General features: G+C 73.1%; 19 protein-coding genes. 14 read left to right on the forward strand and 5 right to left on the reverse strand.

Annotated elements, in window-relative coordinates; all coding sequences use genetic code 11:
- Positions 1 to 8 precede the first annotated feature (8 nt).
- On the reverse strand, positions 9 to 974 hold the full coding sequence (locus ACZ6BG_RS04840; RefSeq protein ID WP_468996894.1) for an EamA family transporter: 966 nt from the start codon (positions 972 to 974) through the stop codon (positions 9 to 11).
- A 164-nt stretch (positions 975 to 1,138) separates the two neighbouring features.
- Between ACZ6BG_RS04840 and ACZ6BG_RS04845 the strand changes: the two genes are divergently transcribed.
- Positions 1,139 to 1,690 carry a MarR family winged helix-turn-helix transcriptional regulator gene (locus ACZ6BG_RS04845; protein ID WP_468997929.1) on the forward strand — a complete coding sequence of 184 codons (552 nt, stop codon included), beginning with the start codon at positions 1,139 to 1,141 and terminating at the stop codon, positions 1,688 to 1,690.
- Between the two features lie 142 nt (positions 1,691 to 1,832).
- On the opposite strand, the gene ACZ6BG_RS04850 is transcribed toward ACZ6BG_RS04845, so the two are convergent.
- The 3 genes from ACZ6BG_RS04850 to ACZ6BG_RS04860 all read right to left on the reverse strand — a co-directional run bounded on the left by ACZ6BG_RS04850 (position 1,833) and on the right by ACZ6BG_RS04860 (position 4,957).
- Entirely contained in the window at positions 1,833 to 2,072 is a 240-nt protein-coding gene (locus tag ACZ6BG_RS04850) for a hypothetical protein (RefSeq protein ID WP_030363363.1), read from the reverse strand.
- An 83-nt stretch (positions 2,073 to 2,155) separates the two neighbouring features.
- The gene (gene malQ, locus ACZ6BG_RS04855) at positions 2,156 to 4,720 is read right to left on the reverse strand and encodes a 4-alpha-glucanotransferase (protein ID WP_468996897.1); all 2,565 of its coding nucleotides are present in this window, start codon (positions 4,718 to 4,720) and stop codon (positions 2,156 to 2,158) included.
- Positions 4,721 to 4,957 carry a hypothetical protein gene (locus ACZ6BG_RS04860; RefSeq protein WP_466260013.1) on the reverse strand — a complete coding sequence of 79 codons (237 nt, stop codon included), beginning with the start codon at positions 4,955 to 4,957 and terminating at the stop codon, positions 4,721 to 4,723.
- Positions 4,958 to 5,549: 592 nt separating this feature from the next.
- On the opposite strand from ACZ6BG_RS04860, the gene ACZ6BG_RS04865 reads away from it, so the two are divergent.
- On the forward strand, positions 5,550 to 8,561 hold the full coding sequence (locus ACZ6BG_RS04865; protein WP_468996899.1) for a beta-N-acetylglucosaminidase domain-containing protein: 3,012 nt from the start codon (positions 5,550 to 5,552) through the stop codon (positions 8,559 to 8,561).
- 66 nt (positions 8,562 to 8,627) lie between these two features.
- On the opposite strand, the gene ACZ6BG_RS04870 is transcribed toward ACZ6BG_RS04865, so the two are convergent.
- Entirely contained in the window at positions 8,628 to 9,164 is a 537-nt protein-coding gene (locus ACZ6BG_RS04870) for an HNH endonuclease (RefSeq protein ID WP_468449769.1), read from the reverse strand.
- Between the two features lie 267 nt (positions 9,165 to 9,431).
- On the opposite strand from ACZ6BG_RS04870, the gene ACZ6BG_RS04875 reads away from it, so the two are divergent.
- From ACZ6BG_RS04875 to ACZ6BG_RS04930, 12 genes are all read left to right on the forward strand, one after another.
- Entirely contained in the window at positions 9,432 to 10,526 is a 1,095-nt protein-coding gene (locus ACZ6BG_RS04875) for a mechanosensitive ion channel family protein (RefSeq protein ID WP_468996902.1), read from the forward strand.
- A 174-nt stretch (positions 10,527 to 10,700) separates the two neighbouring features.
- On the forward strand, positions 10,701 to 11,891 hold the full coding sequence (locus ACZ6BG_RS04880) for an ROK family transcriptional regulator (RefSeq protein ID WP_468996904.1): 1,191 nt from the start codon (positions 10,701 to 10,703) through the stop codon (positions 11,889 to 11,891).
- Between the two features lie 160 nt (positions 11,892 to 12,051).
- The gene (locus tag ACZ6BG_RS04885; RefSeq protein WP_468996906.1) at positions 12,052 to 13,392 is read left to right on the forward strand and encodes an ABC transporter substrate-binding protein; all 1,341 of its coding nucleotides are present in this window, start codon (positions 12,052 to 12,054) and stop codon (positions 13,390 to 13,392) included.
- Positions 13,393 to 13,405: 13 nt separating this feature from the next.
- Complete coding sequence (locus tag ACZ6BG_RS04890) at positions 13,406 to 14,341, forward strand: carbohydrate ABC transporter permease (RefSeq protein WP_468996908.1); 936 nt, start codon at positions 13,406 to 13,408, stop codon at positions 14,339 to 14,341.
- A gap of 6 nt (positions 14,342 to 14,347) precedes the next feature.
- On the forward strand, positions 14,348 to 15,259 hold the full coding sequence (locus ACZ6BG_RS04895) for a carbohydrate ABC transporter permease (protein ID WP_468996911.1): 912 nt from the start codon (positions 14,348 to 14,350) through the stop codon (positions 15,257 to 15,259).
- Between the two features lie 8 nt (positions 15,260 to 15,267).
- Positions 15,268 to 16,590 (forward strand): 6-phospho-beta-glucosidase, encoded by a 1,323-nt coding sequence (locus ACZ6BG_RS04900; RefSeq protein WP_468996913.1) that lies wholly within the window; start codon positions 15,268 to 15,270, stop codon positions 16,588 to 16,590.
- Positions 16,581 to 17,597, forward strand: coding sequence for an N-acetylglucosamine kinase (locus ACZ6BG_RS04905; RefSeq protein WP_468996915.1), 1,017 nt, complete (start codon positions 16,581 to 16,583; stop codon positions 17,595 to 17,597). The genes ACZ6BG_RS04900 and ACZ6BG_RS04905 overlap by 10 nt, the downstream gene beginning before the upstream one ends.
- A gap of 447 nt (positions 17,598 to 18,044) precedes the next feature.
- Positions 18,045 to 19,490, forward strand: coding sequence for a hypothetical protein (locus ACZ6BG_RS04910; RefSeq protein WP_468996917.1), 1,446 nt, complete (start codon positions 18,045 to 18,047; stop codon positions 19,488 to 19,490).
- 17 nt (positions 19,491 to 19,507) lie between these two features.
- Complete coding sequence (locus ACZ6BG_RS04915; protein WP_468996919.1) at positions 19,508 to 20,569, forward strand: glutamate ABC transporter substrate-binding protein; 1,062 nt, start codon at positions 19,508 to 19,510, stop codon at positions 20,567 to 20,569.
- 47 nt (positions 20,570 to 20,616) lie between these two features.
- Positions 20,617 to 21,936 carry a hypothetical protein gene (locus tag ACZ6BG_RS04920; RefSeq protein ID WP_468996920.1) on the forward strand — a complete coding sequence of 440 codons (1,320 nt, stop codon included), beginning with the start codon at positions 20,617 to 20,619 and terminating at the stop codon, positions 21,934 to 21,936.
- Entirely contained in the window at positions 21,933 to 24,668 is a 2,736-nt protein-coding gene (locus ACZ6BG_RS04925; RefSeq protein WP_468996922.1) for a serine/threonine-protein kinase, read from the forward strand. Before ACZ6BG_RS04920 ends, ACZ6BG_RS04925 begins: the two co-directional genes overlap by 4 nt.
- A gap of 11 nt (positions 24,669 to 24,679) precedes the next feature.
- Complete coding sequence (locus tag ACZ6BG_RS04930) at positions 24,680 to 26,398, forward strand: PP2C family serine/threonine-protein phosphatase (protein WP_468996925.1); 1,719 nt, start codon at positions 24,680 to 24,682, stop codon at positions 26,396 to 26,398.
- Positions 26,399 to 26,521 lie beyond the last annotated feature (123 nt).

Below are 26,521 nucleotides of genomic sequence, written 5' to 3' on the forward strand. Positions count from 1 at the left end.
CGGCTGAGCTACCGTCGCAGTCCGGGACCGCTCAGGTCCATCGAATCTTTCCGATCGTTCTTTGAAGCTGAGGTGAACGATTCCTCGGCGAGCATCTGCGGCTGCGGCTCCGGCTTCACCTTCGCCTTCGGGCGCAGTTGACCGAACACCGTCGCCCCGAACGCGAGCGCCATCCCCGCCACCTGCACCGCCGTCAGCGACTGGCCGAGCGCCGCCCACCCGATGACCGCGGCCGTCAGCGGCGAGAGCGGGCCGAGGAGGCTGGCCTGGGTGGCGCTGAGGCGGCCGATGCCGCGGAACCACAGCCAGTACGCGACGGCCGTACCGGCGAGGGACAGGTAGAGGTAGCCCGCGATGTTCCGTCCGTCGAGGGCGGGCGGCGCACCCTCGACCAGGAACGCGATCGGGGCGATGAGCAGGCCGCCGACCGTCAGCTGCCAGGCCGTGAGCGCGAGCGGTCCGACGCCGTCCGGGCGGCCCCAGCGCTTGGTGAGCACCGTGCCCGTCGACATCGAGGCCGTCGACCCCACGGCCGCGAGCAGCCCGACCGCGTCCAGCGACCCGGTGGCCTTCAGGACGACCAGGCTGACGCCGAGGGCCGCCGCGGCCCCGGTGAGCAGGGTGCGCGGGGTCGGCCGGTCGGCGAGGAGCAGGGCCGCGAGTCCGGCGACGAAGAGCGGGCCGACGGAGCCGACGACCGCGGCCATGCCGCCGGGCAGGCGGTAGGCGGACAGGAAGAGCAGCGGGAAGAAGGCGCCGATGTTGAGGGCGCCGAGGACCGCCGACTTCCACCACCACTCCCCTCTGGGCAGGCGTCTGGCGAGCAGGAGCAGCAGCAGCCCGGCGGGCAGGGCGCGCATGAGGGCCGTGAACAAGGGGCGGTCCGCCGGCAGGAACTCGGTGGTGACGGCGTAGGTGGAGCCCCAGGTGAGGGGGGCGTAGGCGGTGAGGAGGATGGCGGTGGCGCGCTTCATGGCAGATGTCTCCCGAGGACTCACGGAGGAAGCTGAGCAGTAAGTAGCTTAGCCGTAAGCTACTTACCGTCAACCCACTTAGTAAAAAGCAACTCAGCGCCGACCCACTTACTTGCAAGCGTCCGTGTCTCGTGGATACTTCCCCCATGAACGCGAGCAACGTGATGTCCTCCCCGAGCGCCACGCACTCCGGAGAAGCGGCGGCCGCCGCGCCCGACGGCGTCGACGCGATCATCGAGCAGTGGGCCGCCGTCCGGCCGGACCTGGAGACCACACCCATGGAAGTCTTCGGCCGCGTCTACCGCACCACACAGGCCATGGGCGAGCGCATCGAGAAGGCGTACCGCCGCCTCGGCACCACGCGCGGGGAGTTCGACGTGCTCGCGACGCTGCGCCGGCACGGCGAGCCGTACACGCTCTCGCCGCGCCAGCTCTCCTCGACGCTGATGCTGACGACGGGCGGCATGACGGGGCGCCTGGACAAGCTGGAGCGGGCCGGGCTGCTGCGCCGCTCCCCCGACCCGCACGACCGGCGCGGCCTTCAGGTGACGCTGACCGAGGAGGGCCGGGAGCTGGTCGACCGGGCCGTCGCGGCGGGCCTGGAGGTGCAGCACGCGGCGCTCACGGCCGCCGGGCTCGACGAGGCGGAGACGGCGCAGCTCGCGGCCCTGCTGCGCAAGCTGCTCGCGGGCTCGCAGCCCGGCGACGGCTCATGACGGCGGGCGGCGCCGGGGGTTCGTGAAACACCGAGGGCGCCCTCCGGCCTCGTACGAAGACGTCAACAACCGTCTGCGTACGTGGCCGAGGGGCGCCCTCGGCGAAGAAAAGCGATAAGCGTGAAGGGGCGGACCCGCGTCGTCAGCTCTGCTTCTGCTGCTTGCGGGACTTGTCGCCGACCATCACCAGACCGGCGATCACCAGGAACAGCACGATCGGCGCGGCGACATACAGGCCGAGCGTCTCCATCACGCTCAGGCCCGGGCCCGGGTCGTCGCCGTCGTCGCGGTTGAGCGCGAGCGCGGGGGACGACATGAGCAGCATCATCAGCGTCGTACCGGCCGTCAGTGCACCGGCGCGCAGGGCGTTCTTCTTGTCCACGGTGCCCAACGTAGCGAACCGCCGCGCGGCCCGCGCGCCCGGGGTGCCGTACGGGCGCCCCACCCGGTGCGCGGCGGGCGCGGTCAGGGCGTCCGGAACGCGCGGAACACCTCCATGAGGGCGTGCAGGCGCGGGGCGGCGGCGAGGTCCTCCAGGGTGACGGGGCGGCCCGCGGCGTCGGCGATCGGCAGGCGCCAGTTGGGGTACTGGTCCCAGGTGCCCGGCAGGTTCTGCGGGCGGCGGTCGCCGACGGTGTCGGGCAGCCAGACGCCGACCATGCGGGCGGGCGTCGCGAGCAGGAACCGGTGCACGGCGCGGACCTCGTCCTCCTCGTTCCCCGCGCCGCCCGGCAGCAGGCCGAGCCGGGACAGCAGGCCGAGCCATTCGCGGACGTCGGCGGCGGCCTCGGAGCGCTCGGCGGCCAGCGGGCGGGTGAGCAGGCCCAGGTCGTGCCGGAGGCGTACGTGCGCGCCGGTGACGCGGGCGGCCGTGGACGGCAGGTCGTGGGTGGTGGCGGTGGCCAGGCAGTCGGCGCGCCAGTCGGCGGGCGCGAGCGGCTGCCCTGTGCCCTCCCAGTCCCGCTCGAACCACAGCACGGACGTGCCGAGCACCCCGTGCGCGCGCAGCGCGTCGCGCACGCCCGGCTCCACGGTGCCGAGGTCCTCGCCGATGACGAGGGCACCCGCGCGGTGCGCTTCCAGGACGAGGACGGCGAGCATGGCCTCCGCGTCGTAGCGCACGTACGTCCCGTCGCCGGGGGTACGTCCGTCCGGCACCCACCAGAGCCGGAAGAGCCCCATGACGTGGTCGACGCGGACGGCGCCCGCGTGCCGCAGGGTCGCGCGCAGCAGGGCGCGGAACGGGGCGTAGCCGGACTCGGCGAGCCGGTCCGGGCGCCACGGCGGCAGGCCCCAGTCCTGACCGCGTTCGTTGAAGGCGTCCGGGGGCGCGCCCACCGACATGCCCGCGGCGAAGTACCGCTGCCGCGCCCAGGCGTCGGCGCCGTCCGGATGCACGCCGACGGCCAGGTCGTGGATGAGGCCGACGGACATCCCGGCGTCCCGCGCGGCCCGCTGCGCGGCGGCGAGTTGCTCGTCCGTGAGCCAGGCGAGGCGCTCGTGGAAGTCCACGCGGTCCATCAACTCGGTGCGGGCGCGGGCGGTTTCGGGCGACGCCGGGTCCCGCAGCGGCTCGGGCCAGGCGCGCCAGTTCGGCCCGTGCCGCTCGGCGAGCGCGCACCACGTCGCGTGGTCCTCCAGGTCCTCGCCGTGCTCGGCGAGGAAGTCGCTGTAGGCGGCGCACCGGCCGGGCCCCAGCGGCACGCCCCGGATCAACTCCAGCGCGGCCGCCTTCACTTCCCACACGGCGTCCCGGTCGATGAGCCCGCCCTCCCCCACGACCACGCGGCGCAGCGCCTCCCCCCTCTCCCCGAACACACCCGCCCTCTCGCGCGCCTCGCCCCGCAGGTGCGCGAACTCCGGGACGTTCTCGACCCGCAGGTGCACGGGGTCCGGGAAGCGGCGCGACGACGGGCGGTACGGCGAGGGGTCCCCGGCACCGCCCGGCGCCCTCGGCACCGCCGCGTGCAACGGATTCACCTGCACGAACCCCGCCCCCAACACCCGCCCCGCCCACCCCGCGAGCTCCGCGAGGTCACCCAGGTCCCCCATCCCCCAGGAGTGCCGGCTGAGCAGCGAGTACAGCTGCACGAGGAAGCCATAGGCGCGGGGCGGCGGCGCGGGGGCGCGGCGCGGGGCGACGATCAGGTGCGCCTGGGCGGTGAGGCCGTCGGGGGTGGTGGCGGTGAGGCGGTGAACGCCCAGGGGGAGATGGGGGGTTGCTGGGGTGGAAGGGGCGGAGGGGGCTGCGGGGGTGGAGGGGGTCGCGGGGGTCGCGGGGGTCGCGGGGGTCGCGGGGGTCGCGGGGGTCGCGCTGAGCTTGATGAGGGTCCCATCCCACTCCGTCTCCACGGTGAGGTGGGTGCCTGGGGGGAGGGTGGTGAGGAGGTCTGGGAGGTGGGGGGATTGCGGGGAGTGTGGGGGCTGCGCGGCTCGTGGAGGCTGCGGGGCTTGCGGGGGCTGCGGGGACTGCGCGGCTTGCGGGGACTGCGGAGCTTGCGGGGGCTGCGGGGCTTGCGGGGAATGCGGAGCTTGCGGGGAATGCGGAGCCTGCGGGGAATGCGCGGCTCGTGGAGGCTGCGGAGCTTGCGGGGGCTGCGGAGCTCGTGGAGGCTGCGCGGCTTGCGGGGGCTGCGGAGCCTGCGGGGGTTGTAAGGCTGGTGGGGCCTGCTGGGCTTGCTCGGCCTGCGGCGCCTGCGGTGCCGGGGCCTGCGGCGTCTGTACGGCCTGTGCCGTCTGTGGGAGCTCCCCTGGCGTGGCGTGTGCGTCGCCCTCGCGTCGAGGGGAAGCGTTCTCGGCTGCGGGCCACTCGTCGGTCCAGAGCACCACAGTGGGCGGTAACAGCCTCTCCCGTAAATCCCGTTCGCGCGCCGCCACCGCGTCCCGTATCGCCTCCGGTGTGTTCGCGTCGACATCGAGCGCGGCGAGGGCCGCAACGACCGCGGCCTCGGAGGCCCGCACCGTGCGGTCCGGGGACGGTGCGTAGGAGGTGGCCACGCCGTACAGGGCGGCCAGCCGGGCAAGGGTCATCTATACGCCCATGGGGTCCAGGCCCGCGGCCGTGCCCGTCGAGGTGGGCTCGCTGGTCAGCGGGGCGGCGTCCATCAGGGGCGGCTCGCTGGTCAGGGGGGAGGCGTCGGCCAGCGGGGGCTCGCTGGTCAGGGGCGGCTCCAGGCAGCCGCAGGAGCAGGAGCCGTCGAGGCCGGAGTCGGGGTGCGAGACCTGTTTGGACAGGGCGGAGAGGAGGAGGTTCGCGGAGGCGGGCATGGGGTGCTCCCTTGGTCGCGGATGCCGGTTCCGAAGCCCTACCCACTGCCGTCGGGGGCATCCGTATACGGTCGGGGAACGTGGCGGTGGTCACACCCGGGCCCTCGCGGGGCGCCCCGATCCCGCCCCTTCTCCGAAACCGGGGCTGCGCCCCTGGACCCCGGGGGTGGGTTTCCCCTTCGGGTGGGACGGGCCACCGCCGAATCGGCGCTCCGCGCCTCGTCCTCAAACGCCGGACGGGCTGAAACGTCGCCGGGGCGGGCTGAAAATCTCGCCGGGGCTGGCCGAGAATTCCGCCGGGGTGGGCAGAGAATTCCGCCAGGGTGGGCCGCTCGGGCTGGGAGTGCCGGGCTGTTGCTCAGTCTGCGACTAGTTGGGCGGGCGGGTGGGAAGAAGCCCGTCCGGCGTTCGAGGACGAGGACGAGACCGAAGGCCGATCGGCGAGGGCGAGGGTCCAAGGGCACACATTGACACCCTCCCCACCCCAGTGATGAGCTTCCGGAACCCTGTGTGACCACACGAGTGGGCACAGTGACGAGGATGGCGGGGCGGACCCCCGCCGCACCACTGCCGAGCGGCAAGGGAGAAGCACGTGCGGCGGCGACGTAGCAGAGGCGCAGCCACCCTCGCCCTGGCCGCCCTCGCCAGCACCTTCACCCCCACCCCGAACGCCCTGGCCACCCCAGCCCCACCCGCGGGCGGCCCCCCGCCGACCACCCCGGACGACGCCCCCCGCTCGGCCCCCGTGCCGAAGGTCTGGCCGAGGCCGCAGGCCCTGGAGGGCACGGGTCGAGGGAGCACGGCCACCGTCGGCGACGACGTGGTCCTCGTAACGGGAACACCGGACGAGCCCGCCGACCCGCACGCCGTCGAGGCGTTGCGCACGCTGCTTCGTACGACCGGCGCCCGCCGTATCAGCGAAGTCCCCGCGGACACCTCTCTCCCCCCAACCCGCCACCTCGTGGTGCACGTGGGAGGCGCGAGCGCCGGGAAGGCCCTGCGCGCGCTCGGCGCGAAGCCCCGCGCCGACCTCCCTCCGGGCGGCTACCGCCTCGCCGTCGGCCGGATCGACGGCCGGGACACCGTGGCGCTGGACGGCGCGGGCCCGGACGGCCTGTTCCACGCCGTGCAGACCCTGCGCCAGCTCGCCGACCCCACGACCCGCACGATCCCGGGCGTCCGCGTCCGCGACTGGCCCGCGACAGCGGTACGCGGCCTGACAGAGGGCTTCTACGGCACGCCGTGGACCCACCGCCAGCGCCTCGCCCACCTCGACTTCATGGGCCGCACGAAGCAGAACCGCTACCTGTACGCGCCGGGCGACGACCTGTACCGCCAGGCACGCTGGCGCGAGCCCTATCCGGCGGCGCGGCGCGCCGAGTTCCGCGCCCTCGCCGCGCGGGCGGCCCGCAACCACGTGACGCTCGCCTGGGCCGTGGCCCCCGGCCAGTCGATGTGCCTGTCGTCGGACGCCGACGTACGGGCCCTGACGCGGAAGGTCGACGCGATGTGGGCGCTGGGCGTGCGGGCGTTTCAACTGCAGTTCCAGGACGTGAGTTACAGCGAGTGGCACTGCGAGGAGGACGCGGACGCGTTCGGTTCGGGGCCGCGCGCCGCGGCGCGCGCGCAGGCACGCGTGGCCAACGCCGTCGCGCGGCATCTCGCGGTACGGCACCCGGGTGCCGTACCGCTCTCCCTCATGCCCACCGAGTACTTCCAGGACGGCGCCACGGACTACCGCGCGGCCCTGTCCGCCGCGCTCCACGACTCCGTCGAGGTGACGTGGACGGGAGTCGGCGTCGTACCGCGCACCATCACGGGCCGCGAACTTGCGGGCGCGCGGCGGGCGTTCGGGGAGCAGCCGCTGGTCACGGCGGACAACTACCCCGTGAACGACTTCGCCCGGGACAGGATCTTCCTCGGGCCGTACCTGGGCCGTGAGCCCGCCGTCGCCCAGGGGTCGGCCGCTCTGCTCGGCAACGCGATGGCGCAGTCGGCGGCGTCCCGCATCCCTCTGTTCACGGTGGCCGACTTCGCCTGGAATCCGCGGGGTTACCGTCCCCGGGAGTCCTGGCACGCCGCGATCGACGATCTCGCGGGCGGCGACACGAAGGCGCGCGCCGCGCTGGCGGCGCTCGCCGGGAACGACGCGTCGTCGGTCCTCGGCGCCACCGAGTCGGCGTATCTCCGGCCGCTGCTGCGGGAGTTCTGGCACGCGCGCACGACGGCCGACCGGGGCCGCGTCGACGCCGCCGCGCGGGCGCTGGGCGACGCCTTCCGAGTGATGCGGGACGCGCCGGGGCGGCTGGCCGACAGCGATGTGGAGGGCGTCGGCGCCCTCGCGGCGGAGGTGCGGCCGTGGACGGAGCGGCTGGCGCGTTACGGCGAGGCGGGCGGGACGGCCGTCCGGATGCTGAGCGCGGCGGCGCACGGGGACACCGAGGGCGCGTGGCGGGCCGCGCGCGCCCTGCACGCGCAACGTGCTGATGGAGAGAAGGAGGAGAAGGGAGGGGGGCGGGTCACCGTCGGGGAGGGGGTGCTCGGTCCGTTCGTGGAGCGTGCCCGGGAGGCGTACGAGAGGTGGGCGGGCCTCGACGGGGAGCACGTCGGGTCGGGTCCGGGCGCCCGCTGGCAGGGTGCGCGGCCGCTCGCCGGGGTCACGGTCCTGGCCGAGCCCGGCACCCGCGGCACCCTGGAGGCCCACGTCCCCGGCGAGGGCTGGCGCCGTCTCGCGGCGGCCCTGTCCCCCGCGGGCTGCACGGAGCTGACGCCCCGGGGGACGGCCCCCGCGGGCGCCCCACTCGGCGCCGCCCTCCCGGAAGGCCTGCGCGCCGACGCCCTCCGCGTCGTCCTCGACCACGGCACCGTGCGGCACGTCGTGCCGTGGTTCGCCGACACGGCCGTCGCGCGCCTCGGGCGGATCCCGGCGGACGTGGACGTCGAGATCGGCGGCGGCCCGCGCCGGGTCACGGCGGAGCTGTCGTCCCGGCGGCCCGGTGACGTACGGGGTGAGATCACGGTGCGGGCGCCGAGGGGGGTGCGGGTGCGGGCCCCGCGGGCGGTGACGCTGCCGCGCGGCACGGACGTCGGGGTGCCGCTCGACGTGACCGTGCCGAGGGGCACGCGCGCGGGGACGTACGAGGTGTCCGTCACGCTCGCGGGCCGGACGCGGACCGTGTCGGTGCGGGCGTTCCCGCCGGCCGGCGGCCCCGATCTCGCGCGCGGCGGACGGGCCAGGTCCTCGGGGGACGAGACGGCGGACTTCCCCGCGTCGGCCGCGCTCGACGGCGACGCCACGACCCGCTGGTCCTCGCCCGCCGACGACGACGCGTGGTGGCAGGTGGAGCTGGCCGAGCCGGTGCGCCTGGGACAGGTGGTGCTGCGCTGGCAGGACGCGTACGCCGCCGGGTACCGGATCCAGACGTCGGCCGACGGCAGGACCTGGCGGACCGCCGCCGTCGTGCGCGACGGCGCGGGCGGCCGCGAGTCCGTCCGCATGGACGCCCCGGACACCCGCTTCGTGCGCGTGCGCGGCGAGCGCCGTGCGACCCGGTTCGGATACTCGCTGTGGTCGGTCGCGGCCTACGCGGTGGCGGAGGACTGAGCCTGCCTCCGGCACCGCGTGCAACCGCGCCTCCGGCACTGCGTACAACAAGGCCCGGATCGGTTCCTAGGCGGAAATGCCGTCGATCCGGGCCATCACGTCGTCCGCGCCGAACGGCTGCAAGTACGGCAGCCAGCGCGGGTCCCTATGCCCGGTGCCGATGATGCGCCAGGCGAGTCCCGAGGGCGGGGCGGGTTTGTGCCGCAGGCGCCAGCCGAGCTCCAGCAGGTGCCGGTCGGCCTTGACGTGATTGCAGCGGCGGCACGAGGCCACCACGTTGTCCCAGGCGTGCTGGCCGCCCCGGCTGCGCGGAATGACGTGGTCGACGCTGGTTGCGACGCCACCGCAGTACATGCACCGGCCGCCGTCGCGGGCGAACAGGGCACGGCGGGTCAGTGGAACGGGCCCCCGGTAGGGGACCCGCACGAAGCGCTTGAGCCGGACCACGCTGGGTGCGGGGATGGTGCGGGTCGCGCTGTGCATGAAGGCGCCGGACTCCTCGAGGCAGAGGGCCTTGTTCTCGAGGACGAGGACGAGCGCGCGGCGGAGCGGTACGACGCCGAGCGGCTCGTACGACGCGTTGAGGACCAGGACATGCGGCACGGATGCCTCCTTGTACGCCGGCGGCGCGTGGCTCGCGCCGGGACGATCTGTAGCCAGTCTCCCCTCATGCCTGGTCGTAGCGCCACCATCAGCCGGTAACGGCCCTGAAGTGTTTTCGACCACACCTGTGACGGAGACACGTTTCCGCACTGGTGAGCACCGTCTCTCCTCCGAACATGACAACGATCCCCACACAATGCCCCGTTAGTGTGGTGAGTCTGCCCGGTGCATCTCCTGGGCAGGCCGCTATGCCTGGAGGTACCAGCCGTGTTCCTGTCCGCCCTGTCGGCCGCCGGGGCCGACCCGGACCCGACACCGACGCCGACGCGCAAGCCCGTGACGCTCGACGACGCCCAGGAGAGCGCGACCAACGCCGCCAGTTGGGTGGAGGAGAACTGGTCGACGTGGCTCGCCATCGGCCTGCGCATCCTGCTGATCGTCGTGATCGCGATGGTGCTGCGCGTGATCGTGCGGCGTGCCATCACCAAGCTGATAGAGCGGATGAACCGCACGGCGCAGGCCGTGGACGGCACCGCGCTCGGCGGGCTGCTCGTCAATGTGGAGCGGCGGCGGCAGCGTTCGCAGGCCATCGGGTCGGTGCTGCGGTCGGTGGCGTCGTTCCTGATCCTCGGCACGGCCGCGCTGATGATCCTCGGCACGTTCCAGATCAATCTGGCGCCGCTGCTCGCGTCCGCGGGCGTCGCGGGCGTCGCGATCGGTTTCGGCGCCCGCAACCTGGTCACGGACTTCCTGTCCGGCGTCTTCATGATCCTGGAGGACCAGTACGGCGTCGGTGACTCCATCGACGCCGGAGTGGCCTCCGGCGAGGTCATCGAGGTGGGGCTGCGCGTGACCAAGCTGCGCGGCGACGACGGCGAGATCTGGTACGTCCGCAACGGCGAGGTCAAGCGCATCGGCAACCTCTCCCAGGGCTGGTCGACGGCCGGTGTCGATGTGACGGTGCGCCCGGACGAGGACCTGGACAAGGTCAAGCGGGTCCTCGGCGAGGTCGGCGAGCGGCTCGGCAAGGACGAGCCGTGGAACGAGCAGCTGTGGGGTCCGGTCGAGGTGCTCGGCCTGGACAGCGTGCTGATCGACCAGATGGTGGTGCGGGTCTCCGCCAAAACCATGCCGGGCAAGTCGCTCGGCGTGGAGCGGGAGCTGCGCTGGCGCATCAAGCGGGCCTTCGACGCGGAGGGCATCCGTCTGGTGGGCGGCCTGCCGATGCTGCCGGACGGCGGCGTGGCCCAGGCCCCGGACCCGACCGCGGGCATGGCGGCCCCGTCCGCGTACGCCTCCTCGACGTCCCCGCAGTCCCTGGCGGCGTCGCCGATAGCCCCGCCGCCGAACCTGTCGAAGTAGCCGCCCCGCAGCACCCCGTACGACAGCGCCCCCACAGGTAACGAGTTGGTTGCCTCGGGGGCGCTCGCTCTTGACGCCCCCTTCACGGGCCTTTACGTTCCTCGCATCAAATAGGAAGCCTTCCTAACAGTGAAGCGAGGAAGGCGGGCCGCCGAAGGGCAGGTGTCGTCAGCGATGGCTGGAACCACCCCATCCAATGGGTCTCCCGGCGTGCCGGGCACGCCCCGAGTGCTCCGCGCCATGAACGACCGCGCCGCGCTCGACCTGCTCGCCGCCCACGGCCCGCTCACCCGCACCCGCATCGGCGAGCTGACCGGCCTGTCCAAGCCCACCACCTCCCAGCTGCTCAGCCGCCTGGAGTCGGCGGGGCTCGTCCGCACCACCGGCCGCCAGAGCGGCCGCCCGGGCCCCAACGCCGTCCTGTACGAGATCGACCCCGCCGTCGGCCACGTCGCCGCCCTGTCCGCCGACCCCACCGGCATCACCGCCCTGGTCGCCGACATCACCGGGCGCGAGGTCGGCCGGCAGCGCATCGAGGCCTACCCCGAGAAGCCGGTCACCGAGGACGTGCGCCACCGCACCGCCCAGCTGGTCGTGGAGGCCGTGGACGGCGCCCTCGCGAAGGCCGGGCTCGGCCACCACGACCTGCGCGCCACCGTCATCGGCACACCCGGCGCCATCGACCCGCGCAGCGGCCAGCTCCGCTACGCCCCGCACCTGCCCGGCTGGCACTCGCGCACCCTGCGCGCCGAGCTGGCCGAGGTCCTCGGCACCCCGGTGACCATCGAGAACGACGTGAACCTCGCCGCCATCGCCGAGCAGTACGAGGGCGCGGCGCAGGACAACGACAACTTCGTGCTCGCCTGGCTGGACGAGGGCGTGGGCGCGGCGATCGTGCTCGGCGGCGTGCTGCTTCGCGGCGCGACCGGCGGCGCGGGCGAGATCGGCTACATGCCGGTGCCGGGCGCCCCGCTGCTGCGCGGCGGCCCGGAGGCGGCGCCGGACGCGTACCGGGGCGGCTTCGAGAGCCTCGTCTCCGGTGCCGTGGTCCGCGAGCGCGCGGGCGGCAAGCCGCTCACCGAGGCACTCGCCGACCCCGCCGCGCGCGACGAGCTCGCCGGGCACATCGCCACCGGCCTCGCCGCGGTCGTGGCGGTCGTCGACCCCGAACTCGTCGTCCTGTCCGGCCAGGTGGCCCAGGCGGGCGGCGAGGAGCTGCGCCTGCGCGTCAAGGAGGAGATGACCGGCCTCGCCCTGCCGCGCCCGCTCCTGCGCATCAGCGAGCTGGACGGCGACCCGATCCTCACCGGCGCCCTGCGCACCGCCCTCACCCAGGCCCGCGACACCCTCTTCGACACCGCCTGAGCGCTCGGCACAGCGAGTCCCACCGCCCGCACCCTTCCCCGTCCCCTCCCGTCTTCTCCCGTCCCCTCCCGTCTTCTCCCGTCCCCTCCCGTCTTCTCCCGTCCCCTCCCGCCCCCTCCCTTCTTCTCCCCAACACCGCCTCCCGCAAAGGACGTCCGCCATGCCGCGATGGCGAATACCCGCACGTGTGCCGGTCGCGCTCGCCGCCGCCGGACTGCTCCTGTCCGGCTGCGCCAACCCGAGCACCGGCAGCGCCGACGACGACCCGACCAAGCCCGTGACGCTGAAGTTCTGGCACGGCTGGTCGGCCCCCGGTGAAGTCAAGGCGATCAACGCGAGCATCGAGCGGTTCGAGAAACTGCACCCGAACATCAATGTGAAGGCGATCGGGAACGTCACCGACGAGACCATCAACCAGGCCCTCAGGGCGGGCGGCGGCGAGGCCCCCGACGTGGTGTCGTCGTTCACGACGAACAACGTCGGCCAGTACTGCGACTCCGGCATGTGGGTCAACCTCGACCCGTTCATGAAGAAGACCGGGCTCGACAAGAAGAAGACGTTCCCCAAGACCCTCCTCGACTACACGAGTTACGAGGGCAACCAGTGCGCGCTGCCGTTCCTCGCGGACGCGTTCGGCATGTACTACAACAAGGACGCCTTCAAGGAGGCGGGCATCGCGCGCCCGCCGCGCACCATGTCGGAGTTCAAGGAGGCCGCGGCGAAGCTGACCGTGCGCAGCGGCAAGGACTCGTACGAGCGCGTCGGTTTCATGCCGAACTTCCGGCTCTACCAGAACGCCCCCGACCGGCTCTTCGCGCAGTGGGGCCCGCGGTACTTCGACGCCGACGGCAAGTCGAACCTCGCCGACGAGCCCAAGACGTACGACTACTTCAAGACGACCAATGAGCTGATCGCGGCGCAGGGCGGCTACGACGACCTGGAGAAGTTCCGGGCCACGTTCGGCGAGGAGATGTCCAGCCAGAACGGCTTCCTCACCGGGAAGCTGGCGATGCACCTCGACGGCGAGTGGCGCGGTCTGATGCTGGACGAGAAGAAGGCGAAGTTCGACTGGGGCGTGGCGCCGCTGCCGGTCCCCGACGACCAGGCCGACAGCTACGGCCGCGGGTTCATCACGGGCACGGTCCTCGGCATCGCGCACAGCAGCAAGAAGCAGAACGCCGCCTGGGAGCTGGTCAGGTTCCTGACGGCGAACACCAACCAGGTCGTGGACCTCGCCAACGACATCCACAACGTGCCGTCCACCTTCGCGGCCCTCAAGTCGCCCCGCCTGGACGCCGACAAGCGCTTCCGCACCTTCTTCAAGATCCTGGAGAACGAGCACAGCACGGCGCTCCCGCAGTCCACGAACGGCGGCTCCTACATCGTCTCGCTCGCGGACCTCGCGTACTCCGTCGAAGCCGGCGGCAAGAAGAACCTGCGCGAGGCGCTGAAGAAGCTCGACGAGCAGATCGACGCCGACAACCTCCAGGCAGAGAACTGAGGAGCGCCCCGCCATGGCCCTGTCACTCTCCCGCCCCGCGCGCCGCAGACTGCGCGTCCTCGGTTTCCTCTCCCCCTGGCTGATCGGCTTCAGCGTCTTCTTCGCGTACCCGCTGATCGCCACCGTCTACTTCTCGTTCATGCACTACAACCAGATCAAGGAGCCCACCTTCGTGGGCCTGAAGAACTGGCGGTACGTGTTCGAGCAGATGCCGCTGTTCGGCCCGGCGCTGTGGAACACGCTGTGGCTGGTCGTGGTGATGGTGGCGCTGCGGGTGGTCTTCGGGCTCTCGCTCGGGCTGCTCATCACGAAGATCAAGTCGGGGGTCGGGTTCTTCCGGACCGCCTTCTACATCCCCTATCTCGCCCCGCCGGTGGCGGCCACGGTCGCCTTCGTCTTCCTCCTGAACCCGGGCACGGGGCCGGTCAACGAGCTCCTCTCCAAGATCGGCATCACGGCGCCCACCTGGTTCAACGATCCGACGTGGGCGAAACCGTCGCTGGTGATGCTCTCCCTGTGGGGCATCGGCGACCTGATGGTGATCTTCATGGCGGCGCTGCTCGACGTACCGAAGGAGCAGTACGAGGCGGCCGAGCTCGACGGCGCGGGCTCCTGGGCGAAGTTCCGGTACGTCACCTGGCCCTCCATCACCCCGATCGTGATGTTCGCCGTGGTCACGGGCGTCGTACAGACCATGCAGTACTACACGCAGGCCCTGGTCGCCGGGAAGATCGCCTCCGGCGTCTCCATCGGACCCGGCTCGGTGATCCAGCCCGGCTATCCGGACCACTCGACCCTCACGGTCCCGCAGCTCGTCTACCAGATGGGCTTCCAGAACTTCAACACCGGTGCGGCGTGCGTCCTCTCGCTCGTCCTCTTCGTCATCGCCATGGCCGTGACGATGCTGCTGATGCGCAAGCGCTCCGGTCTGCTCTCGGCGGAGGACTGATCCCCGATGACTTCCACGACACTCAGCGCGCCCGCCACGGCGTCCTCCGCCGCGCCCGTCAAGCCGCGCGGGCCGGAGGCCGCCCGCGCCCGCCGCAAGCGCATCCTGCACTGGATCGCGGTGCACAGCGTCGCCATTGCCGTGGCCCTGCTGTTCATCCTGCCCTTCGTGTTCGTCTTCCTGACGTCCGTGATGAGCGACTCGCAGGCGATGAGCGGCGACCTGTGGCCGTCCTCCTGGCACTGGGAGAACTACAAGGCCGTCTTCGAGACGGACGGCTTCCTCACCTGGTGGCGCAACTCCCTGATGTACGCGGGCCTCGGCACCCTGTTCACGGTGTGCTCGGCGATTCCCGTGGCGTACGCCCTCGCCAAGTTCCGCTTCCGCGGCCGCCGCACCGCGATGCTGCTCGTCATCTCGACGATGATGCTGCCGCCTCAGGTCATCGTGATCCCCATGTACCTGGTGTGGGCGCAGCAGTTCCACCTGTCGGGCACGCTGTGGCCGCTGATCATCCCGATGGCGTTCGGCGACGCGTACTCGATCTTCCTCCTTCGGCAGTTCCTCCTGACGATCCCCAAGGAGTACATCGAGTCGGCGCGCGTCGACGGCTGCGGCGAGGTCAAGACCCTGCTGAAGATCATCGTTCCGATGGCCAAGCCGGGCATCGCGGCGATCGCGCTGTTCCAGTTCTTCTACTGCTGGAACGACTACTTCGGCCCGCAGATCTACGCGGCGCAGGACCCGGGCTCCTGGACCCTCAGCTACGGCCTGGAGTCCTTCAAGAGCGCCCACATGGTGAACTGGAACATGACCATGGCGGCGACGCTGCTGGTCATGGCCCCGGTCATCGTCGTCTTCTTCTTCGCACAGAAGGCCTTCGTCGAAGGCGTCACCCTCACCGGAGTAAAGGGCTGATTCAGCACATGAAGCTCGCAGTGGTCGGCGGAGGCTCGACCTACACACCCGAACTCATCGACGGATTCGCGCGGTTGAGGGACACCCTGCCGATCCAGGAACTCGTCCTCGTCGACCCGGCGGCCGACCGCCTGGAGCTGGTCGGCGGCCTCGCCCGCCGCATCTTCGCCAAGCAGGGCCACCCGGGCCGCATCGTCACCACGTCCGACGTGGACGCGGGCGTCGCCGACGCCGACGCGGTCCTGCTCCAGCTCCGCGTGGGCGGCCAGGCGGCCCGTCAGCAGGACGAGACGTGGCCCCTGGAGTGCGGCTGCGTCGGCCAGGAGACGACCGGAGCGGGCGGCCTCGCCAAGGCCCTTCGCACCGTCCCCGTCGTCCTCGACATCGCCGAGCGCGTCCGCCGCACCAACCCCGACGCCTGGATCATCGACTTCACCAACCCCGTCGGCATCGTCACCCGCGCCCTGCTCCAGGCCGGGCACAAGGCCGTCGGCCTGTGCAACGTCGCCATCGGCTTCCAGCGGAAGTTCGCCGCGCACCTGGGCGTCGAGCCCGGCCAGGTCCACCTGGACCACGTCGGCCTCAACCACCTCACCTGGGAGCTGGGCGTACGCCTGGGCGGCCCCGACGGCGAGAACGTCCTTCCGAAGCTGCTCGCCGAACACGGCGAGGCCATCGCCGAGGACCTGCACATGCCGCAGACCATCGTCGACCGCCTCGGCGTCGTCCCGTCGTACTACCTGCGCTACTACTACCAGCACGACGCCGTCGTACGAGAACTGCGCACCAAGCCCTCCCGCGCGGCCGAAGTCGCCGCGATGGAGGAGCAGTTGCTGAAGATGTACGGCGACCCGGCCCTCGACGAGAAGCCGGAGCTGCTCGCCAAGCGGGGCGGCGCGTTCTACTCCGAGGCGGCCGTGGACCTGGCGGCGTCGCTCCTGGGAAACCAGAGCAGCGGGTCCGCAGGACCCTCGGTTGAGGGCGGTGGTGGGAGACGGGCGGGAGGCGGCAGCCCGTACCAGGTGGTCAACACCCACAACAACGGCACGCTGCCCTTCCTCCCCGACGACGCCGTGATCGAGGTCCAGGCGTCCGTGGACGGATCCGGCGCGACGCCACTGCCCGTCCCCACCCTCGATCCCCTCTTCTCCGGCCTGATCGCGAACGTCACCGCGTACGAGGACCTGGCACTGCACGCCGCCCTGCACGGCGGCCGCGACCGCGTCTTCAAGGCGCTGCTCGCCCACCCGCTGGTGGGGCAGTACGAGTACGCGGAGAAGCTCACGGACGATCTCGTCGCACACAACCGGGAGCACCTGGCGTGGGCCTGAGCACACCGCACGGCGCGGGCCCTTCGGCGTCCACGTCACTGCTCGCCATCGACGCGGGCAACAGCAAGACCGACGTCGCGGTGGTCACGGCGGCCGGCGAGGTCGTCGGCGCGGCCCGCGGGGGCGGCTTCCAGCCCCCGCTGGTCGGCGTGGAGACAGCCGTGGACAGCCTCGCCGAGGCGGTCGCCGCCGCCCTCGGCGAGGCCGGTCTCCCCTCGGTCGGGCATGTCTCGGCGTGCCTGGCCAACGCAGATCTCCCGGTGGAGGAACGGGAGTTGGCGGCCGCGCTGCGGCGGCGTGGCTGGGGCGACAGCGTGGACGTGCGCAACGACACCTTCGCCATCCTCAGGGCCGGCCTGGTCGAGGACGCCGAGCCGCGCGGTGTCGCCGTGGTGTGCGGGGCGGGCATCAACTGCGTGGGCATGCTGCCGGACGGCCGCACGGCCCGCTTCCCGGCGATCGGCAAGATCTCCGGCGACTGGGGCGGCGGCGGCCACCTCGCCCAGGAGGCGCTGTGGCACGCGGCCCGCGCGGAGGACGGCAGGGGCGGCCCGACGGCCCTCATGACGGCCCTCCCCGCGCACTTCGGCCTGCCCTCCATGTACGCCCTCATCGAGGCCCTCCACCTCGGCCACATCGAGCCCGCCCGCCAACACGAGCTGACCCCCGTCCTGTTCACGACGGCAGCCACCGGCGACTCCGTCGCCTGCTCCCTGGTCGACCGCATGGCCGAGGAGGTCGTCGCCATGTCCACGGTCGCCCTCACCCGCCTGGACCTCCTGGACGAGGCGGCCCCCGTCCTCCTGGGCGGCAGCGTCCTGGCAGCCCGCCACCCCCGCCTGGACGACACCATCCGCACCCTCCTGTCCGACCGCGCCCCCAAGGCGACCCCCCGCGTGGTGACGGAACGCCCGGTCCTGGGCGCGATCCTCCTGGGCCTGGACGAGGTGGGCGCTCCGGCCCGGGTGCACGCGCGGGTACGGGAGCACTACCGCGCGGACGGCTAGCGGGCCCGGGCCGGGCCGACATCGCGCCCGGCCCGGCAGGTATTCAGCCCGTCCCGGGGACTTCTCAGCCCGTCCCGGCAGGTATTCAGCCCGTCCGGCGTTTGAGGACGAGGCGCGAAGCGCCGATCCGGCGGAGGCCCGTCCCACCCGAAGGGGACATCGGCGGGGGGAGCTGGGGTCCAGGGGGCGCAGCGCCCCTGGTTACGGGAAGGGGCGGGACTGGGGAGCCCCCTGGCAAGGCCCCCGTCCCGCCCCCGCACAGGGAACCGAACACGCCTCCGAGGCGTGTTCAAAGACGCCCGGCGGCCCACCAATCCGCACAAGATCGAGTCAAGCCCTGTGCGGATGTCAGTCCCTACGGCGATACTTGCGGCCGTGCACTGCTTCCACCGCCACCACGGCACGGAAGAAGGGCAGTCCACAGACCAAGGGGGAGGTCGAGGTCAGGTGACACACCCACCACAGGCACCACCGCACGCGCCCGCACCGAACCACCCGCCACTGCCGACGCAGAAGGCGGCGCAGCCACCAGGCCAGGCGCCCGCGCCCGCGAGAGGAACGGCGTGGGCGGAGGGAGTGGACCGCCTGCGCGTGGCGGCGACGACAGAGCCGGGCAGACTGCGCGCCATCGGCGCCGTCCTCGCGGCCCTGGTCCTGGTGTTCGGCGCGGTCACGGCCTGGCAGACGACCTCCCGGGCGGACGCGGCGGACCGCGTCCTGAACAGCAGCCAGCCGCTGAGCAACGACGCAGCCGCGATCTACCGCTCGCTGGCGGACGCCAACACGGCGGCGTCGAGCGGCTTCCTGGCGGGCGGCCAGGAGCCCGCGAAGGTCCGCGAGCGGTATCAGCGGGACGTCGACCGGGCCAGCGAGAAGCTCGCGACGGCCGCGTCGAACGCGGGCTCGGACTCCTCGTCGGCGGCATCGGTGAGCCGCCTGAACAAGCTCCTCCCCCAGTACACGGCCCTGATCGAGCGGGCCCGCGCCAACAACCGCCAGGGCCTGCCGCTGGGCGGCGCCTATCTGCGGTACGCGAACGACACGATGCAGACCCGCATGCTCCCGGCCGCCGAGAAGCTCTACAAGGCGGAGAACGAGCGCCTGACCGACGACTACGCGGACGCGAAGCCGTATCCGTGGCTGGCGATCGCCTTCGGAGTGCTGGCCCTGGCCGCCCTCGGCTGGGCCCAGCACCGCAACTACCGCCGGACGAACAGGGTGTTCAACACGGGCCTGGTGGCCGCGACGACGGCCGCGGCGGTGACGCTGCTGTGGCTGCTCGCCGGACACACCTTCGCCCGCTCCGGCCTGAACGAGTCCTACGACCGAGGCGTGAAGTCCCTGAACGTCCTGAACGACGCCCGCATCAGCTCCCTGAAGGCCCGGGGCAACGAGAACCTGACGCTGGTCAGCCGAGGCGCCGAGACCGTCGTCGTGGGCGACGCCACGAAGGACAAGTTCGACGTGGCCTACCAGCGGCAGATGGCGCGCCTCGCGGGCGCGAAGGCGGGCGAGAAGGGGCTGCTCGGCCGGGCGGCGGAGCTGGCCGACGACGACTCGGGCAAGCGCCCCGTGGCGGCCGCCGCGGCGAACGTGACCGAGTGGAAGGACCGCCACAAGTCGGCCCGCGCGAGCGACGACTCGGGTGACTACGAGGGCGCGCTCGACAAGGTCATAGGCGCGAAGAGCGACCGGCCGACCGGCGAGTCCTTCGACAACGTGGACGCGGCCCTCGATGTCGCGCTCGCGCACGAGCAGCGGGAGTTCAAGCGGGCCGCCGAGGACGGCAAGGGCGCCATGACGGGCCTGCCCATCGGCGCGGCCGTGCTCGCGGTCGTCGGCGCGGCGGCCGCCGTGCTCGGCATCGGCCGCAGGCTTTCGGAGTACCGGTGATGGGGGGCGCGCGGACGATGCGTACGCGACCTGGCGAGACGGAACAGCACGTCGCCGCGGCGATCCGGCGCGCGGCGCGCCCGCGCCGCGGCCTCGCGGCCCTGCGCGGCTGGGGCGGGGTCGCCTCGATGGCCCTCGCCTGCCTCCTGGCGACCACCCTGATCCTCGCGCTGCCGCATCTGCGCGGCGGCAACGGACCGGGGGGCGGCGGCGGTTCGGCCGACGCGGACCGGCTGACGCAGGCCGCGCCCGCGCGCGCCGACGAGTGCGAGGCGCCCGAGCGCAGCCTGCGGCCCGCCACCAAGGACGGCCCGACGATCGAGAAGATCAAGCAGCGCAAGGTCAGGAAGCTCGTCGTCGGCGTCGACCAGAACAGCTACCGCTGGGGCTACCGCGACCCCAACAAGGGCGTCGGCAAGCTGGAGGGCTTCGACATCGACCTGGCGCACGAGATCGCGGAGCGGCTGCTCGGCGACCGCGACGCCGTGGTGTTCCGCGCGATCCCCACCAACCAGCGCGTCCCCGCGATCCAGAGCGGCCAGGTCGACATGGTCGTGCGCACGATGACCGTCAACTGCGACCGCATCAAGGACGTCGCCTTCTCCACGGCGTACTTCGAGACCGGCCAGCAGGTCCTCGCCCCGAAGACCTCCGACATCACCGGCTACAACACCACGCTGAAGGGCAAGAAGGTCTGCTCCGCGGCGGGCTCCACGGCGGAGACGGCCCTCAAGGAGAACAGCTTCGGTGCCGACATCAGGACCACGGTGCCGAACCAACTCGACTGCCTGGTAAGGCTCCAGCTCGGCGAAGTGGACGCGGTGGTCACCGACAGCGCGCTCGCCGCGGGCCAGGCCGCCCAGGACCCGACGGTGGAGCTGAAGGGCTCCAAGCCGTTCACCACGGAGTACTACGGCGTGGCGATGAAGAAGGACGCGGACGACCTGGTGCGGCGTGTGAACGACGTACTGGACGACTTCCGCAAGGACAAGGACGGCTGGCGCGCCTCCTACGACAGGTGGCTCGCGGACGACCTCGGCGATTCGGCGGGCCCGCCGAAGCCGAAGTACAAGGACTGATCCCGCAGGACCCGAAGCACACGGAACGCAGAGCGGAGAGGTGATCGATGAGCGTCGCGGGACCCCCCGGCCCTGTCATGGACCGGGACGAGGTGGACCGTGCGCTGGTGCGGCTCGACGCCGAGCACGAGGCGATCGAGACGTCGCTCCTCGCCCTCCAGGACCACGCGGGCCGCCGCCTCCTCGAAGGCGCACGGCTCACCGGCACCACGCACGAACGCTGGCTCGCCACGGAAGCCCAGATCACGCTGCTCTGGACATACTTCGACGCGTACGCGGGCGCCCTGAACACCGCCCGTGAGGTGCGCGAGCGCAGACGCTGGCCCAACCGCGACGACCTGCTCGAACTCACCCGGCTGCTGCGCGGCCGGAGCGTCACCGTCGCGGGCGGCTCGTCGTCCGGCGCGGCGCCGTCGATCACGGGGCCCGCGAAGCTCACCGAACAGTTCACGCTCGAAGAGCTGGTCGCGCGCATGAACGACCTGTACGCGCACTCCCTGGACATGGTGGTCGCCGCCGACGCCGTCTGGTCCGCGCTGCCCGCCCGCATCGACCTGCTCGCCGCCGAACTCCAGCGCACCCGCCAGCTCGCGCACTCCGTCGGCGTGCGCCCCGGCGAGCACCCCTCGGGCGACGACCTGGAGCGCATCACACGGGAGCTGACGGCGCTGCGCGAGCAGGTCGTGTCCGACCCGCTCGCGTTCTGGCAGCCCGCGCGCGGCAGTTCGGCCCCCGGCGGCGGCCGCCCGCACACCGAACGCTACGACGACGCGGCCCGCGCCCTGGAGGACGTGCGCCGCGAGATCGACGCCGTGCTCACGGTCCGCCAGGACGCCGAGGCCCGCCTCGGCAGGCTGCGCGACGTGCTGTCCCGCGCGGACCGCACGCTGGCCGAGGCCCGCTCCGCGCGCGGCGAGGTGCTCGCGAAGATCGCCGCCTCCGAGGTGCCCGCCGTGTCCGGGCCGCCCACGGCGCTCCAGGAGCAGCTCGCGATGGCCGCGGACTACCGCAGGAACGCCCAGTGGCACCGCCTCTCGCCGCTCCTCGAGTCCCTGGAGGAGAAGGCCGAGGACGAACTGCTGCGCGCCCGCGAGTCGTTGACGGCGGTCACCGCGCCGCTCGCGGTCCGCGCGGAGCTGCGCGGCCGCCTCGACGCGTACAAGGCGAAGGTCGCCCGGCACGGCCACGCGGAGGACCCGGTCCTCATGGAGCGGTACGACGCGGCGCGCCGCATGCTCTGGAGCGCGCCCTGCGACCTGCGCGTGGCCGAGCAGGCGGTGTTGCGCTACCAACAGGCGGCGGCCGACACGCTGGCGCCGAGGGTCCCGCACCAGAGCGGGCCCACCGACCGGAGGGGGGAAGCATGAGCGAGGAGAACGGCGGACAGCAGCCGTGCCAGCGGCCCAAGTGCACGGGTTCGTACGAGGACGTGGGCGGCGGCGAGCTGTACTGCGACACGTGCGGCCTCGCCCCGGTCGTGTCGGCGAGCGGCATGGTGGGCTCCCCGGCCACGGGCATCACGGTCGGCGGGCGCAGCGCCCGGGGCTCGCGGGCCTCGTCCAGCGTCGGCTCGCGCGGCACCCGCGGCAGCACGCGCTCCTCCCGGTCCGCCTCGTCGCGCCGCTCGGTCTCGGGGCGGCTCTCGCGCTCCACGTCGGGCAGTACGTCGGCGCGGTCGGTGTCGGTGCGCAGCTCCGGCTCGTCGGCGGCGTCATCGGCCCGCAGCAGGCTCGGCGTCGGCCTGGTCTCGGTGCCGCAGGTGCCGCGCCCGGACCCGCGCGGCGCAGTGCAGCAGAACCCCGAGGTGCCCGAGCGGAAGCGGTTCTGCTCGCGCTCCGACTGCGGCGCCCCGGTGGGCCGCGCGCGCGGTGAGCGCTCCGGCCGCACGGAAGGTTTCTGCACCAAGTGCGGGCACCCCTACTCCTTCGTGCCGAAGCTGGCCGCGGGCGACATCGTGCACGGCCAGTACGAGGTCGTGGGCTGTCTCGCGCACGGCGGCCTCGGCTGGGTGTATCTCGCCGTGGACCGCGCGGTGTCCGACCGCTGGGTGGTCCTCAAGGGCCTGCTCGACACCGGCGACCAGGACGCGATGGCCGCGGCGATCTCCGAGCGCCGCTTCCTCGCCGAGATCGAGCACGCCAACATCGTGCGGATCTACAACTTCGTCGAGCACCTGGACCAGCGCACCGGTTCCATGGACGGCTACATCGTCATGGAGTACGTCGGCGGCAAGTCCCTGAAGGAGATCGCCAACGGCCGCCGCACGCCCACCGGCAAGCGCGACCCGCTGCCCGTCGAGCAGGCCTGCGCGTACGGCATCGAGGCCCTGGAGGCCCTCGGTCATCTGCACAGCCGCAACCTGCTGTACTGCGACTTCAAGGTCGACAACGCCATCCAGACCGAGGACCAGCTCAAGCTCATCGACATGGGCGCGGTCCGCCGCATGGACGACGACGAGTCGGCGATCTACGGCACCGTGGGCTACCAGGCCCCGGAGGTCGCGGAGGTCGGCCCCTCGGTGGCCTCCGACCTGTACACGGTCGCGCGCACGCTGGCCGTGCTCACCTTCGACTTCCAGGGCTACACGAACGTCTTCGTGGACTCGCTGCCCGACCCGGACAACATCGAGGTCTTCCGGACGTACGAGTCGTTCTACCGGCTGCTCGTACGGGCCACGGACCCCGACCCGGCCCGGCGCTTCAGCTCCGCCCAGGAGATGGCCGAGCAGCTGACCGGTGTGCTGCGGGAGGTCGTGGCGGTGCAGAGCGGGCGGCCTCGGCCCGCGCTGTCCACGCTGTTCGGGCCTGAAGTGAAGGTCACGGACACGGAGTTGTTCGCGGAGCTGGCCGGGGAGGTGTCGGTGCTCGGGGCCCGGGGGCCGGTGGTGCGGGCGTCCGGTGGCGCCGGAGGCGACGGGATGCTGGGCGGCGGAGCCGCCAGTGCGCTGGGCCTCGGGGCGTTCGGGGAAGGGTCCGGCGGTGGTGCCGGTGGTGAGGGTGGCGCTGGTGCGCTGCCCGGCGGAGCCGGGGGGAACGGGTCCGGCGGAGCCGGTCATGGCGGTCCCGGCGGAGCCGGCGAAGGCGCCGCGGTCGCGTCGCTGGTGCGCGCCCTCGACGCGCCCGCGACGTCGCTCGCCCTGCCCGTGCCCCGGGTCGACCCGGGCGACGCCAACGCCGGTTTCCTCGCCGGGCTCGTGGACTCGTCGGGAGCCGAGCTGATCGCCGCGCTCGCGGCCGCCCCCGCGCCCTCCACCGAACTGCGCCTGCGCGAGCTGCGGGCGCTGCTCACCATGGGCGACCCAGCCGCCGCGGGCAAGACGCTGGAGTCCCTGGAGATCGACCACCCCGACGACTGGCGGGTGATCTGGTACCGCGGCGTCGCCTCGCTCACCAACGGCGACCACGAGATCGCGGCGCTCTCCTTCGACGCGGTGTACGACGCGTTCCCGGGCGAGCCCGCGCCCAAGCTCGCCCTCGGCGTCTGCGCGGAGGTGCTCGGCCAGCTCGACAACGCCGCCGAGTACTACCGCCTGGTGTGGGCGACCGACCCGAGCTACGTCAGCGCCGCCTTCGGGCTCGCCCGGGTGCAGCTCGCCTCGGGCGACCGGAGCGGAGCGGTGCGTACGCTGGAGTCCGTGCCGGAGTCGTCCATCCACTACACGGCGGCCCGCGTCGCCGCGGTGCGGGCGCGGCTGCGGCGGCGTATGACGTTCGACACGGCGACCGGGCCCGGAGCCCGGTTCCTCGACGACCTGACGGCCGCCGCCGGGCAGGTCGAGGCGCTCGCGGGCTTCGGCCTGGACGCGGTGCGCAGAGAGCGCCTTTCGACGGAAGTCCTCGGTACGGCGCTCGACTGGGTACTCTCCGGTAGCCACCACTCCGGCCATGCCGCAGTGTCCTCGGGGTCCTCTGGACCCCCGGCGGCCGCGGGCGACGGGCGTACGGGAGCCGTACTGCTCGGCAGCGAGCTGGACGAGCGGGGCCTCCGGTTCGGTCTGGAACGTTCGTACCGGACCCTGGCCCGGCTCGCACAGGGTGGCGAGGAAAGGATCGAACTGGTGGAGCGGGCCAACCGTTTCCGCCCCCGGACGTGGGTGTGAAGATGGCGCAAATGCACCAACCGGCGGCCTTGTCCACGTGTCCGAGCTGCGAGGAGCCCCTGGAGACGGGCGACTTGTTCTGCGGCGCGTGCGGCTACGACCTCTCGGCGGTCCCGGCGCCGCCGGACGACCGGCCCACGCTCGCGATCAACGGCCTGCCTCCGCTGCCGGACTCCGCGCCGCAGGCCGGGCCGGGCTCCGGCCAGGGTTCCGCATCCGGCCCGGGCTCCACCTTCGGCCAAGGCCCCGGCCCGGGTTCCGGCGGCGCGGCCGCCGCCTCCGCCGTGGCCGCCGCGGGCCAGGCCCCCGGTGCCGGCCAGTGGCCCGTGGCACCCGAGGTCGACAGCTCCGACACCCCGGCCCCGACGCACCGGTCCTCCGACCTGCCCGGCACGGACTCCTCGGGGGCCGAGCTCGGCGATTCCGGCGGCGCGGGCACTCCGGGCACTCCGGGCGCTCCGGGCACTGGAGCGGGGACGCCCGGCGGATCCGCTCCCTCGGCCACCGGACCGGGAATGCCCGGTCGACCGGCCCCCCCGGCCACCGGCCCCGAGGCTCCCGGCCGACCCACCTCCCCCAGCGCCGAGCCCGACGACTACCCCCTGCCCGCACCCACGTCCCCCGGCGCCGCCCCGGCCGCCGACCCGCGCACCGGCGCGCCCACCCCCGACCAGTCCGTGTGTCCGACGGCCCCGGCGGTCCCGGCGCCCCAGGCCCCCTCCAGCCCTCCGGCACCCCCGGCTCCCGCCCCGCCGGCCGCGGCCCCCGCACCACGGCCCACAGCGAGCGCCGAGGCACCCACCCCGCCCGCGGGAACGAAACTCTGTGTCGCCTGCCGCTCCGGGCACGTGGCCCCCGACGGCTACTGCGAGAACTGCGGGCACGCCCAGCCGCGCGAGCGCGACCACATGGAGCAGCAGCTCGACGCGGTCGCCGCCGTCAGCGACCGGGGCCTGCGCCACCACCGCAACGAGGACGCGTTCGCGATCTCCGCGGCCGCGCTGCCCGACGGCTCGCCCGCCGTCATCGCCGTCGTCTGCGACGGCGTCTCCTCGGCGACCCGCCCCGACGAGGCCTCCCTGGCCGCGTCCCGCGCCGCCGACGCCACCCTCAGGGCCGCCCTGCCGCGCGGCACCCACCCGCAGCAGGCCATGCACGAGGCGATCGTCGCCGCCGCCGAGGCCGTGAACGCGCTCGCCGACGAACCCACCGGCGCCCGCGAGCACAGCCCGCACCAGAACGCCCCCGCCTGCACCCTCGTCGGCGCCGTCGTCGCGGGCGGCCTCCTCGTCATCGGCTGGGTCGGCGACAGCCGTGTCTACTGGGTGCCGGTCGACCGCTCCGGCCCCGCGGCGCGCCTCACCGAGGACGACTCCTGGGCCGCCCAGATGGTCGCCACGGGCCTGATGAGCGAGGCCGAGGCGTACGCGGACGAGCGGGCCCACGCCATCACGGGCTGGCTCGGCGCCGACGCGTACGAACTGGAGCCGCACACCGCTTCCTTCAAGCCGGACCGCCCGGGTGTAGTGGTGGTGTGCACGGACGGCCTGTGGAACTACGCCGAGGCGGCCGAGGAGATGGCCCGCGCCGTCCCCCTCGACGCCGCCCGGCGGCCGCTGCACAGCGCCCAGGTGCTCGTCGGCCACGCGCTCGACGGCGGCGGCCACGACAACGTAACAGTGGCGGTCCTGCCGTTCCCCGCCCCGCCGCAGGGGGCAGGATCGGCCTAGCGCGGACGGGGACCGCGCCGCGCGGCCGGTCGGTTGGCCCGGTGGCTTTCGCCCCACGCGCGCCACCGGCACCACCCGTACGCGCGGACACCGCGGCGGGCAGCAGATCCGAGTCCGTGGAAA

Source organism: Streptomyces sp. NPDC041205 (assembly GCF_055591765.1).

Bases quoted from the DNA above. Each gene is read 5' to 3' on its own strand.
- ACZ6BG_RS04900 (WP_468996913.1), top strand. From the start codon at position 15,268: ATGAAGCTCGCAGTGGTCGGCGGAGGCTCGACCTACACACCCGAACTC.
- ACZ6BG_RS04915 (WP_468996919.1), top strand. From the start codon at position 19,508: ATGCGTACGCGACCTGGCGAGACGGAACAGCACGTCGCCGCGGCGATC.
- ACZ6BG_RS04920 (WP_468996920.1), top strand. From the start codon at position 20,617: ATGAGCGTCGCGGGACCCCCCGGCCCTGTCATGGACCGGGACGAGGTG.
- ACZ6BG_RS04845 (WP_468997929.1), top strand. From the start codon at position 1,139: ATGTCCTCCCCGAGCGCCACGCACTCCGGAGAAGCGGCGGCCGCCGCG.
- ACZ6BG_RS04925 (WP_468996922.1), top strand. From the start codon at position 21,933: ATGAGCGAGGAGAACGGCGGACAGCAGCCGTGCCAGCGGCCCAAGTGC.
- ACZ6BG_RS04880 (WP_468996904.1), top strand. From the start codon at position 10,701: ATGGCTGGAACCACCCCATCCAATGGGTCTCCCGGCGTGCCGGGCACG.
- ACZ6BG_RS04860 (WP_466260013.1), bottom strand. From the start codon at position 4,957: ATGCCCGCCTCCGCGAACCTCCTCCTCTCCGCCCTGTCCAAACAGGTC.
- malQ (WP_468996897.1), bottom strand. From the start codon at position 4,720: ATGACCCTTGCCCGGCTGGCCGCCCTGTACGGCGTGGCCACCTCCTAC.
- ACZ6BG_RS04895 (WP_468996911.1), top strand. From the start codon at position 14,348: ATGACTTCCACGACACTCAGCGCGCCCGCCACGGCGTCCTCCGCCGCG.
- ACZ6BG_RS04890 (WP_468996908.1), top strand. From the start codon at position 13,406: ATGGCCCTGTCACTCTCCCGCCCCGCGCGCCGCAGACTGCGCGTCCTC.
- ACZ6BG_RS04840 (WP_468996894.1), bottom strand. From the start codon at position 974: ATGAAGCGCGCCACCGCCATCCTCCTCACCGCCTACGCCCCCCTCACC.
- ACZ6BG_RS04885 (WP_468996906.1), top strand. From the start codon at position 12,052: ATGCCGCGATGGCGAATACCCGCACGTGTGCCGGTCGCGCTCGCCGCC.
- ACZ6BG_RS04930 (WP_468996925.1), top strand. From the start codon at position 24,680: ATGCACCAACCGGCGGCCTTGTCCACGTGTCCGAGCTGCGAGGAGCCC.